Origin of the sequence: Pseudomonas sp. CCNWLW23 (genome assembly GCF_037095675.1) — a bacterium.
Lineage (GTDB): Bacteria > Pseudomonadota > Gammaproteobacteria > Pseudomonadales > Pseudomonadaceae > Aquipseudomonas > Aquipseudomonas atacamensis.
The window spans coordinates 31111-42575 of sequence record NZ_JBAWKM010000015.1 but is presented as its reverse complement, the minus strand read 5'-3'; the positions used below and the strand labels follow the sequence as shown (position 1 = coordinate 42575).

Sequence of the window (11465 nt, the reverse complement as noted above, 5' to 3'; positions counted from 1 at the left end):
GTGTTCTCGGACAGTCGGGCAACGAAATGGGGCGCGTATCATACATGAAAAAATCCGCCGGTCCGTCGCCAACTGACCGGCGTATTACGCGTTACAGACTACAAAGCCTTCGTGACGCGGCGTTTACTCGCTGCGCATCAACGGATAAAGCTCTTTAAGCAGCTTGCGACGGCTGATCACCAACTGCCAGCGATGGCCACCGAGCTGACGCCACAGGCGCGCCGAGCGGATACCCGCGAGGAGCAGGGCGCGGATCTTCGAGGCATTGCTCGGCTGCTGCAGGTTGCGCATGTCGCCGTGCACCTGAATGCGCTGGCGCAGGGTGCTTAACGTGTCCTGATACAACGCACCGCAAGCGGCGACGACGTTTTCGTGCGCAGGGCCAAAATGCTCCACCTGCGACTGAATCTGCGGCAGGCGTTTGGCAATCGTCTCAAGCATGTCGTCACGCTTGGCCAGTTGCCGCTCCAGACCGAGCATCGACAGCGCGTAGCGCAACGGCTCGCGCTGCAAGGTGCTCGGATCGCGCTCCAGCGCGCCGATCAATGCGCGGTAACCCTCGCGCAGATTGATGTCGTCGCCGCCGTATACATCCAGCGTATCTTTTGGGTCGCGGACCAGTAGGCTGCCGAGCATGCAACTCAGGCCGGCCTCGTTGGTCTGGCCAGTCTTGGCGATGCGATCGACCAGCACGGCGGCGAGAAACACACCGCCCAGCGCTGTCAGTTGTTCCTGAGTCGGGCTCATGCCTGGCCGCTCCACGGCTCGGCCACTTCGATCACGCCGCCGCCGAGGCAGATTTCACCGTCATAGAAAACGACCGACTGGCCCGGCGTCACCGCGCGTTGCGGTTCGTCAAACACGGCGCGGTAGCCGCTGGCGGTTTTTTCCAGGGTGCAGGCCTGATCGCTCTGGCGATAGCGCACTTTCGCCGTCAGGCGCAGCGGCTGGCTCAGATCGATCGGATTGACCCAGTAGATTTCCGAAGCAAGCAGGGCGCTGGAGAACAGCCACGGATGGTTGTTGCCCTGGCCGACGATCAGTTCGTTGGTGTCGAGATCCTTGCGCAGCACATACCACGGCTCATCGCCGGCATCCTTCAAGCCGCCGATGCCGAGGCCCTGACGCTGGCCGATGGTGTGGTACATCAAGCCGTGGTGACGGCCGATGACTTCGCCTTCGGTGGTCTTGATCTCGCCCGGTTGTGCCGGCAGGTACTGCTTGAGGAAATCGCTGAAACGGCGCTCGCCGATGAAGCAGATCCCGGTGGAATCCTTCTTCTTGGCGGTGGCCAGTTCGTATTTCTCGGCAATCGCGCGGACTTCAGGCTTTTCCAGTTCGCCGACCGGGAACAGGGTCTTGGCGATCTGTTCGCCACCAACGGCGTGCAGGAAGTAGCTCTGATCCTTGTTCGGATCGAGGCCCTTGAGCAGTTCGGTGCGGCCGTCGATGTCGCGGCGGCGCACGTAGTGACCAGTGGCGATCAGGTCGGCGCCGAGCATCATCGCGTAGTCGAGAAACGCTTTGAACTTGATCTCGCGGTTGCACAGGATGTCCGGGTTCGGCGTGCGCCCGGCCTTGTATTCGGCGAGGAAGTGCTCGAACACGTTGTCCCAGTACTCGGCGGCAAAGTTGGCGGTGTGCAGCTTGATGCCGATCTTGTCGCAGACAGCCTGAGCATCCGCCAGGTCGTCCATGGCGGTGCAGTATTCCGTTCCGTCGTCTTCTTCCCAGTTCTTCATGAACAGGCCTTCCACTTCATAACCCTGCTCGATCAGCAGAAGGGCAGAAACGGAAGAGTCCACGCCGCCGGACATGCCGACAATGACGCGCTTCTTGGATGTGTCAGAAGGGGCTGGATCACGCATAGGGATTCAATGAGTGTCTTGGAAAAGGGCGCGATTCTATCAGGCTCACGGCCGCAAGGCTAAAGAGAAGGGCGGATCAGTTCGAGGCTGAAGTGATGACCGGCCAGATAATCGTCGATGCAGCGGATGATCAGCTCGCTGCGCCAGTTGTCACGCTGGGCGATTAATTCGTCGCGGGTCAGCCACTTGGCGCCGACAATGCCGTCGTCGAGCTGGTAATCCGGATGATGCTGCACGGCTTTGGCGCTGAAGCATATGCGCTGGTAAGTCACGCCGTTGCTCGGTGCGGTGTACAGATAAATGCCGATCACGCCGGTGGGTTCGACGTCCCAACCGGTCTCTTCGAGGGTTTCGCGAATGGCCGCGTCGATCAGGGTTTCATCCGGGTCGAGATGACCGGCGGGCTGGTTGAGCACATTGCGCCCGCCCTTGTGCTCTTCGACCATCAGGAAGCGGCCGTTGTCCTCGACGATGGTGGCGACGGTGATGTGGGGGAGCCATTCCATAAGATTTCCTCGACGGTAGCGCGGTCAACTGTGGGAGCGAGCCTGCTCGCGAAAGCGGTGGGTCAGTCAACGAAGGTGCTGAATGATAAACCGCATTCGCGAGCAGGCTCGCTCCCACAAGGGATTTATGTTGTCAGTAGAAACACAAACCCCGGCACTCGGCCGGGGTTTGTTTACCGCATTACAACCTTAAACCAGCGCAGCAATCGCCGCATTGAAGGTTGCGCTTGGGCGCATGGCCTTGCTGATCAGCTCGGCGTCGGCGTGGTAGTAACCGCCGATGTCGACTGGCTTGCCCTGCACGGCGTTGAGCTCGGCAACGATGGTCGCTTCGTTCTCGGTCAGGGTTTTGGCCAGAGTCGCGAACTGCGCTTGCAGTGCAGCGTCTTCAGTCTGGGCGGCCAGGGCCTGAGCCCAGTACATCGCCAGGTAGAAGTGGCTGCCGCGGTTGTCGATGTTGCCGACTTTGCGCGATGGCGACTTATTGTTGTCGAGGAACTGGCCGGTGGCCTGGTCCAGGGTTTTCGACAGCACCAGTGCTTTCGGGTTGTTGTAGTTCACGCCCAGGTGCTCAAGGGAGGCGGCCAGGGCGAGGAACTCACCCAGCGAATCCCAGCGCAGGAAGTTCTCTTCAACCAGTTGCTGCACATGCTTCGGAGCCGAACCGCCGGCGCCGGTTTCGAACAGACCACCGCCGTTCATCAGCGGCACGATCGACAGCATCTTGGCGCTGGTGCCCAGTTCCATGATCGGGAACAGGTCGGTCAGGTAGTCGCGCAGTACGTTGCCGGTCACCGAAATGGTGTCCTTGCCTTCGCGGGTGCGCTGCAGGGTGTGCTTCATCGCATCGACCGGCGCCATGATCTGGATGTCCAGACCGCTGGTGTCGTGATCTTTCAGGTAGGCCTGAACCTTCTCGATCACCACGCCATCATGAGCGCGCATCGGGTCGAGCCAGAAGATCGCCGGCGTGCTGCTCGCGCGAGCACGGTTGACGGCCAGTTTGACCCAGTCCTGGATCGGCGCGTCTTTGGTCTGGCACATGCGGAAGATGTCGCCGGCTTCGACAGCCTGTTCCATCAGCAGCTTGCCTTTGCTGTCGGTGACGCGAACAACGCCGTCAGCCTTGATCTGGAAGGTCTTGTCGTGGGAGCCGTACTCTTCGGCTTTCTTCGCCATCAGGCCGACGTTCGGCACGCTGCCCATGGTGGTCGGATCGAAAGCGCCGTTGGCTTTGCAATCTTCGATCACAGCCTGGTAGATGGTCGCGTAGCAACGATCCGGGATCACAGCCTTGGTGTCGTGCAGCTGACCGTCGGTGCCCCACATCTTGCCGGAGTCACGGATCATCGCTGGCATCGAGGCGTCAACGATGACGTCGCTCGGTACGTGCAGGTTGGTGATGCCTTTGTCGGAGTTGACCATCGCCAGCGACGGACGAACGGCGTAGACCGCTGCGATATCGGCTTCGATCTGCGCTTGCTGCTCGGCCGGCAGGGCCTTGATGCGTGCGTACAGATCGCCGATGCCGTTGTTCAGGTTGAAGCCGATCTGGTTCAGCACGTCAGCGTGCTTGGTCAGTGCGTCTTTATAGAACTCGGCAACGATCTGGCCGAACATGATCGGGTCGGAGACCTTCATCATGGTCGCTTTCAAGTGAACCGAGAGCAGCACGCCCTGGGCCTTGGCGCTTTCGATCTCGGCAGCGATGAACGCACGCAGGGCGTTTTTGCTCATCACGGCGCAGTCGAGGATCTCGCCAGCCTGAACGGTGGTTTTTTCTTTCAGAACGGTGGCAGCACCGTCCTTGGCGATCAGTTCGATCTTCACAGCATCAGCGGCGTCGATCAGGACAGCTTTTTCGCTGCCGTAGAAATCGCCGGTGCTCATGTGCGCGACGTGAGACTTGGAGTCCTTGGCCCAGGCGCCCATTTTGTGCGGGTGCTTGCGCGCGTAGTTCTTCACCGACAGCGGAGCGCGGCGGTCGGAGTTGCCTTCACGCAGAACCGGGTTCACGGCGCTGCCCTTGACCTTGTCGTAACGCGCCTTGGCGTCTTTGTCGGCGTCGCTGGTCACGGTTTCCGGGTAGTCCGGCAGGTTGTAGCCCTGCGCCTGCAGCTCTTTGATCGCGGCTTGCAGCTGTGGCACCGAAGCACTGATGTTCGGCAGCTTGATGATGTTGGCTTCAGGCGTAACGGCCAGGTCGCCCAGTTCGGCGAGGTGGTCGGCTACGGCTTTGTCGCCCAGTTGCTCGGGGAAGCTTGCCAGGATGCGCGCTGCAAGAGAGATATCGCGGGTTTCCACGGCGATATCGGCCGAGGCGGTGTAAGCCTCGATGATCGGCAGCAGGGAATAGGTGGCGAGGGCAGGAGCTTCGTCGGTGAAGGTATAGATGATCTTCGAGCGGGTGGGCATATTCGGATTAACTCTCTCTTCTTTGCTAAAGCGTGCGCAGAAACTCGAGGGGCGCCGGGTAAGCGCGTTCGTTCAAAGTCATCCATGAACCGAATGTCGAGATTCTTCGCGGTGATGTTGGGTGCATCAGTAGAGCGTCAAGCAGTCAGGCTGCGGTAACAACCCGACCAATCAGGCGGAAAGTCTCGTGCTAGAGAGGCCAGCCGTCGTGACCCTGTGGTCAGCGGGCGGCATTATACATAGGTAGCTGGCAATCTGCCGATGGTTCATATGCAACGATTCTCGTCCATTGGTCTAAAGGTCGCAGGGCGCGACCGGGCAAAGACTCGTTACGAATGCTGGAGTTTGGCGCTTTTCCCTTTGCTTTCAGGCTTGTAGGAAACGAGATGTGCGCGGCGCAGGAACATAGGGTTTGCGTGTTGATTCAACTGGGTTACGCTCGAAGCAAGCCAGGTGTTCAATCCAAACAATGGAGTTCAGCATGGGTTACAAGAAGATTCAGGTTCCAGCCGTCGGTGACAAAATCACTGTCAATGCAGACCATTCTCTCAATGTTCCTGATAACCCGATCATCCCCTTCATCGAAGGTGACGGTATTGGTGTTGACATCAGTCCGGTGATGATCAAGGTTGTCGATGCTGCTGTTGAAAAGGCCTACGGCGGCAAGCGCAAGATTTCCTGGATGGAAGTCTACGCCGGCGAAAAGGCCACTCAGGTTTATGACCAGGACACCTGGCTGCCGCAGGAAACTCTCGACGCGGTCAAGGATTACGTGGTCTCCATCAAAGGCCCGCTGACCACTCCGGTCGGTGGCGGTATCCGCTCGCTGAACGTGGCCCTGCGTCAGCAGCTCGACCTGTACGTCTGCCTGCGCCCGGTGCGCTGGTTCGAGGGTGTGCCAAGCCCGGTGAAAAAGCCCGGCGACGTCGACATGACCATCTTCCGCGAGAACTCCGAAGACATCTACGCGGGTATCGAATGGAAGGCCGGTTCGCCGGAAGCCACCAAGGTCATCAAATTCCTTAAAGAAGAAATGGGCGTCACCAAGATCCGTTTCGACGAAAACTGCGGCATCGGCGTCAAGCCGGTCTCCCGCGAAGGCACCAAGCGTCTGGCGCGCAAGGCTCTGCAATATGTGGTCGACAATGACCGCGACTCGCTGACCATCGTGCACAAAGGCAACATCATGAAGTTCACCGAAGGTGCCTTCAAGGAATGGGCCTACGAAGTGGCCGCCGAAGAGTTCGGCGCGACACTGCTGGACGGCGGTCCGTGGATGCAGTTCAAGAATCCGAAAACCGGCAAGAACGTTGTGGTCAAGGACGCCATCGCCGACGCCATGCTCCAGCAGATCCTGCTGCGCCCGGCCGAATACGATGTCATCGCCACCCTCAACCTCAATGGTGACTACCTGTCGGACGCCCTGGCGGCGGAAGTGGGCGGTATCGGCATCGCGCCGGGCGCCAACCTGTCCGACACCGTGGCGATGTTCGAAGCGACCCACGGTACCGCGCCGAAATATGCCGGCAAGGACCAGGTCAACCCGGGCTCGCTGATTCTCTCGGCCGAGATGATGTTGCGTCATATGGGCTGGACCGAAGCGGCGGACCTGATCATCAAGGGCACCAACGGTGCGATCGGCGCCAAGACTGTTACTTATGATTTCGAGCGCTTGATGGATGGCGCGAAGCTGGTGTCGTCTTCCGGGTTCGGGGATGCGTTGATTTCGCATATGTAAAAGTTGCAGGCACGCAAAAACCGCCTGACTCGATGGGTTGAGTCAGGCGGTTTTTTATGACCGAATGTTTTGAGGCTTCAACTGGTTGCCGTTTGTTTTTCTTTGGCAATCGAGCTTGGCGTCGGAGCTGCTTCGACCGAAGTTATCTTCACGGCATGCAAGCCTTTGGGGCCTTGAACGATCTCGAAGTTCACCGCCTGACCCGCTTTCAGGGTTTTGTACCCTTCCATTTCAATGGCCGAGTAGTGGGCAAAGAAATCAATGTCCTTGCCATCCTCATCGCGACCTTCCCGGGCGTCGGTATTGATAAAGCCGAATCCCTTGGCATTGTTGAACCATTTCACCTTGCCGACAGCCATGCTCAAATCCCTCTGCAACAGACTCCATCGCTGGAGTATCATCCACGACATCCGCAATCGAATTCGATAAAAGAATTGACTCCGCGGATCTTTTTTACCCACTGTGGGCTCTATTGGTTGTAACACCGTTTTCCCGATAGTCAAGGTGACCGGGCAGTCGTAGTTGAAAACGTGTGCAACCGCCCCCACCACTGTATTCGCACAACTGACGAACCTTTTTTTCCATGCATGCAATCAGCCAGATTCGACTAACATTCAATCAGGATCGCCCGCTTCTCCAAAAGGATCTTCCACAGGAGCACGACGACGATTCGGCAGGCGTTGCTGTTCAGGAAGCAAAGCCCGCGTTACAGGCGCCGCCGATGTATAAGGTGGTTTTGTTCAACGATGACTACACACCGATGGATTTCGTCGTCGAAGTGCTCGAGGTGTTTTTTAACCTGAATCGCGAGCTGGCGACCAAGGTCATGCTGGCCGTCCATACAGAAGGACGGGCAGTATGTGGAGTGTTTACCCGCGACATCGCCGAGACAAAGGCCATGCAGGTCAACCAGTACGCCAGGGAAAGCCAGCATCCGCTACTCTGTGAAATCGAGAAGGACGGTTAATCGCCGACCACTTGGGTATGAGGTGAAGCTATGTTAAACCGCGAGCTCGAAGTCACCCTCAATCTTGCCTTCAAGGAGGCTCGTTCGAAGCGTCATGAGTTCATGACTGTCGAACATCTCCTGCTGGCCCTATTGGATAATGAGGCTGCCGCCACCGTTTTGCGTGCCTGCGGCGCAAACCTCGACAAACTCAAGCATGATCTGCAGGAGTTCATCGACTCCACCACGCCATTGATCCCCGTGCATGACGAGGATCGCGAAACCCAGCCAACCCTGGGCTTCCAGCGTGTCCTGCAGCGTGCTGTTTTTCACGTACAGAGCTCGGGCAAACGCGAAGTGACCGGCGCCAACGTGCTGGTCGCCATCTTCAGTGAGCAAGAGAGTCAGGCCGTGTTCCTGCTGAAACAGCAGAGCGTGGCGCGCATCGATGTCGTCAACTACATCGCCCACGGCATTTCCAAAGTACCGGGGCACGGCGATCACTCTGAAGGTGAACAAGATATGCAGGACGACGAGGGCGGTGAGTCTTCTTCTTCAGGCAATCCTCTGGATGCTTATGCCAGCAACCTCAACGAACTCGCGCGCCAGGGTCGCATTGATCCGTTGGTTGGTCGTGAGTCGGAAGTCGAGCGTGTCGCGCAGATCCTCGCGCGCCGGCGCAAGAACAATCCGCTGCTGGTGGGCGAGGCAGGCGTGGGTAAGACCGCGATTGCCGAAGGCCTGGCCAAGCGCATCGTCGACAACCAAGTGCCGGATCTGCTGGCCAATGCGGTGGTTTATTCGCTCGACCTCGGCGCTCTGCTTGCGGGTACCAAGTATCGCGGTGATTTCGAGAAGCGCTTCAAGGCGCTGCTCAATGAGCTGAAAAAGCGTCCGCAGGCGATTCTGTTTATCGACGAGATCCACACCATCATCGGTGCGGGTGCTGCGTCCGGTGGCGTGATGGATGCGTCCAATCTGCTCAAGCCGCTGCTGTCGTCTGGCGACATTCGCTGCATCGGTTCGACCACGTTCCAGGAATTTCGCGGCATCTTCGAGAAGGATCGTGCCTTGGCGCGTCGCTTCCAGAAGGTCGATGTCGTCGAGCCATCGGTGGAAGACACTATTGGCATCCTGCGTGGCCTGAAAGGACGTTTCGAGCAGCATCACAATATCGAATACAGCGATGAGTCGTTGCGTGCCGCTGCCGAACTGGCGTCGCGCTACATCAATGATCGGCACATGCCGGACAAGGCCATCGACGTGATCGACGAAGCGGGCGCCTACCAGCGTCTGCAACCGGTAGAGATGCGCGTCAAGCGAATCGAAGTGCCACAGGTCGAGGACATCGTCGCGAAAATCGCGCGGATTCCGCCAAAGCACGTGACCAGTTCCGACAAGGAGCTGCTGCGTAACCTGGAGCGTGACCTGAAGCTGACGGTGTTTGGTCAGGACGCGGCGATCGATTCGCTGTCGACTGCGATCAAGCTGTCACGCGCTGGCCTCAAATCGCCGGACAAACCGGTCGGTTCGTTCCTGTTTGCCGGGCCTACCGGTGTCGGTAAAACCGAGGCCGCGCGACAACTGGCCAAGGCCCTGGGCATTGAACTGGTGCGTTTCGACATGTCCGAGTACATGGAGCGGCACACCGTTTCGCGTCTGATCGGTGCGCCTCCAGGCTATGTCGGTTTCGACCAGGGCGGTCTGTTGACCGAAGCCATTACCAAGCAGCCACATTGCGTATTGCTCCTTGATGAAATCGAGAAGGCGCATCCGGAAGTCTTCAACCTGCTGTTGCAGGTCATGGATCACGGCACGCTGACCGACAACAATGGGCGCAAAGCGGACTTCCGCAATGTGATCGTGATCATGACCACCAACGCCGGTGCCGAGACGGCCGCGCGGGCTTCGATCGGTTTCACCCATCAGGACCACTCGTCCGATGCGATGGAAGTGATCAAGAAGAGCTTCACGCCGGAATTCCGTAACCGTCTGGACACCATTATCCAGTTTGGTCGCCTCAGTCATGAGGTCATCAAGAGTGTGGTGGACAAGTTCCTCACCGAGCTTCAGGCGCAGTTGGAAGACAAGCGTGTGTTGCTTGAGGTTACCGATGCGGCGCGTAGTTGGCTGGCGGCGGGTGGTTATGACTCGGCGATGGGCGCACGTCCAATGGCGCGTCTGATCCAGGACAAGATCAAGCGTCCGCTGGCGGAGGAGATTCTGTTTGGCGAACTGGCCGAGCATGGCGGTGTGGTGCACATCGACATCAAGGATGGGGAGTTGACGTTCGACTTCGAAACCACTGCAGAAATGGCCTGACGGCTTGATGTGGATTGGAAAGGCGCCTTCGGGCGCCTTTTTGTTGTCCAGTGTTTTTGGGCTTTGGATGTATATCCGTTGCTGCGGTAATGGCTTATTAAGGTTTCGCCCTTACGGCGAGTCACCTTTTTCAAACGCCAAAAAGGTAACCCAAAACGCTTGCTCCTACGTTCGGCCCTCGCAGGCTCGGGTTCCTTCGCTGCGGGATCGATCCGGGCGCAGCGGCTACGGTTTGCTTCGCTGCACCTCCTTCCGCTGTGTCTGGCTGCGCCAGACGGTCGCTACGCTCCCGCGCCCGGATCAATCCCTCCGCTCAGCCTTCCGACGTCGCCGGTGGATCAAGATCTAAAGCACTCGAGCTTGCGCTCATTGTTGAGTGGGGCGGCTTTGCCGCGGGCAGCTGCGCTGCTTGCTTTTCTGTGGGAGCGAGCCTGCTCGCGAAGGCGGCCCGCAGGTCAACCCGTTTCTGTCTAATACGCGCGATCCAATCGTAGGGGCTGCCGAAGGCTGCGATCTTTTGATTTGCATGCTGTAAGCGCGAAACCGCCAGCCCCAAAACCTCAAAACGCAGACACAAAAACGCCCGGCATTACCCGGGCGTTCTGTATTGACTTGATTAACGAGCGCGGTAAGTGATCCGCCCTTTGCTCAAGTCATAGGGCGTCAGCTCGACGCGCACTTTGTCACCGGTAAGAATACGAATGTAGTTCTTGCGCATCTTGCCGGAAATATGCGCGGTTACGACGTGCCCATTTTCCAACTCCACACGAAACATGGTGTTGGGCAGGGTGTCGACGACAGTGCCTTCCATTTCGAAGCTGTCTTCTTTCGACATGCAGTAAAGCCCTCGGTATCCAATGAATGGCCCGGTGCAACTGCGCCAGGCAAAAGCGGCGTGCATTGTGCCCGAAAAATGGTGTTTACGCCAAGGGGTTTAGGCCGCAGGTTCAGTTCAGGATGACCCAGCGCTGATTGATCAGCAATTCGATGGGCCGATATTGCGTCTTGTAATTCATCTTTTTGCAGTTCTTGATCCAGTAACCCAGGTACACGGCCTCAAGGCCCAGACGCTGGCTCTCGGCGATTTGCCAGAGAATTGCGTAACGGCCGAGGCTGCGGCGTTCTTCGTTCGGTTCGTAGAAGGTGTACACCGCCGACAACCCGTTAGGCAGCAAATCGGTGACTGCTACCGCGAGCAACCGTCCGTCGAGTCGAAATTCGTAGAAGCGCGAGAAGGGCAGGTCACGCACCAGGAACGTCGAGAACTGATCACGGCTTGGCGGGTACATGTCGCCGTCGGCATGGCGCTGTTCGATATAGCGCTGGTACAGGTCGAAATATTCTTCGCTGAAGTGCGGTTTGACCGGTTGCACTTGCAGGTCGGTGTTGCGTTTGTAGATACGCTTCTGCTGGCGATTGGCGATGAACTGGGCGGAAGGAATGCGCGCAGGCACGCACGCATTGCAATTCTGGCAATGCGGCCGGTACAGATGATCGCCGCTGCGACGAAAGCCCATTTCCGACAGGTCTGCGTAGACATGCACATCCATGGGCTGACTCGGGTCGAGAAACAGCGTCGTGGCCTGCTCCTCGGGCAGATAACTGCAAGAGTGGGGCTGAGTGGCATAAAACTTCAAACGCGCCAACTCGGTCATGAATCAACCCTCGGG

The 11465-nt window shown here is 58.3% G+C and carries 10 protein-coding genes; 3 read left to right on the top strand and 7 right to left on the bottom strand.

The window, feature by feature from the left end; translation table 11 throughout:
• Positions 1–123 precede the first annotated feature (123 nt).
• The 4 genes from hflD to V8J63_RS18825 all read right to left on the bottom strand — a co-directional run bounded on the left by hflD (position 124) and on the right by V8J63_RS18825 (position 4789).
• A complete protein-coding gene (gene hflD / locus V8J63_RS18840; RefSeq protein WP_039763308.1) occupies positions 124–747 on the bottom strand; it encodes a high frequency lysogenization protein HflD in 624 nt (207 codons plus the stop codon).
• Positions 744–1868, bottom strand: a complete 1125-nt coding sequence (mnmA, locus tag V8J63_RS18835) for a tRNA 2-thiouridine(34) synthase MnmA (protein WP_003223826.1) — start codon at positions 1866–1868, stop codon at positions 744–746. The genes hflD and mnmA overlap by 4 nt, the downstream gene beginning before the upstream one ends.
• Positions 1869–1927: 59 nt before the next feature.
• Complete coding sequence (locus V8J63_RS18830; RefSeq protein WP_016775271.1) at positions 1928–2374, bottom strand: NUDIX hydrolase; 447 nt, start codon at positions 2372–2374, stop codon at positions 1928–1930.
• A 189-nt stretch (positions 2375–2563) separates the two neighbouring features.
• On the bottom strand, positions 2564–4789 hold the full coding sequence (locus V8J63_RS18825) for an NADP-dependent isocitrate dehydrogenase (protein ID WP_151551521.1): 2226 nt from the start codon (positions 4787–4789) through the stop codon (positions 2564–2566).
• 481 nt (positions 4790–5270) lie between these two features.
• Between V8J63_RS18825 and icd the strand changes: the two genes are divergently transcribed.
• The gene (gene icd, locus V8J63_RS18820) at positions 5271–6527 is read left to right on the top strand and encodes an NADP-dependent isocitrate dehydrogenase (RefSeq protein WP_024013414.1); all 1257 of its coding nucleotides are present in this window, start codon (positions 5271–5273) and stop codon (positions 6525–6527) included.
• Between the two features lie 77 nt (positions 6528–6604).
• Here icd and V8J63_RS18815 read toward each other — a convergent pair whose 3' ends face one another.
• Complete coding sequence (locus V8J63_RS18815) at positions 6605–6886, bottom strand: cold shock domain-containing protein (protein ID WP_071172897.1); 282 nt, start codon at positions 6884–6886, stop codon at positions 6605–6607.
• A gap of 224 nt (positions 6887–7110) precedes the next feature.
• Here V8J63_RS18815 and clpS point away from each other — a divergent pair, with 224 nt between their 5' ends.
• Positions 7111–7494, top strand: a complete 384-nt coding sequence (gene clpS, locus V8J63_RS18810) for an ATP-dependent Clp protease adapter ClpS (protein ID WP_011334948.1) — start codon at positions 7111–7113, stop codon at positions 7492–7494.
• 30 nt (positions 7495–7524) lie between these two features.
• A complete protein-coding gene (gene clpA / locus V8J63_RS18805; protein WP_016775266.1) occupies positions 7525–9795 on the top strand; it encodes an ATP-dependent Clp protease ATP-binding subunit ClpA in 2271 nt (756 codons plus the stop codon).
• 616 nt (positions 9796–10411) lie between these two features.
• Here the strand turns inward: clpA and infA are convergent.
• The gene (gene infA, locus V8J63_RS18800) at positions 10412–10630 is read right to left on the bottom strand and encodes a translation initiation factor IF-1 (protein WP_002553999.1); all 219 of its coding nucleotides are present in this window, start codon (positions 10628–10630) and stop codon (positions 10412–10414) included.
• A 112-nt stretch (positions 10631–10742) separates the two neighbouring features.
• On the bottom strand, positions 10743–11450 hold the full coding sequence (locus V8J63_RS18795) for an arginyltransferase (protein ID WP_110600808.1): 708 nt from the start codon (positions 11448–11450) through the stop codon (positions 10743–10745).
• Between the last annotated feature and the right edge of the window lie 15 nt (positions 11451–11465).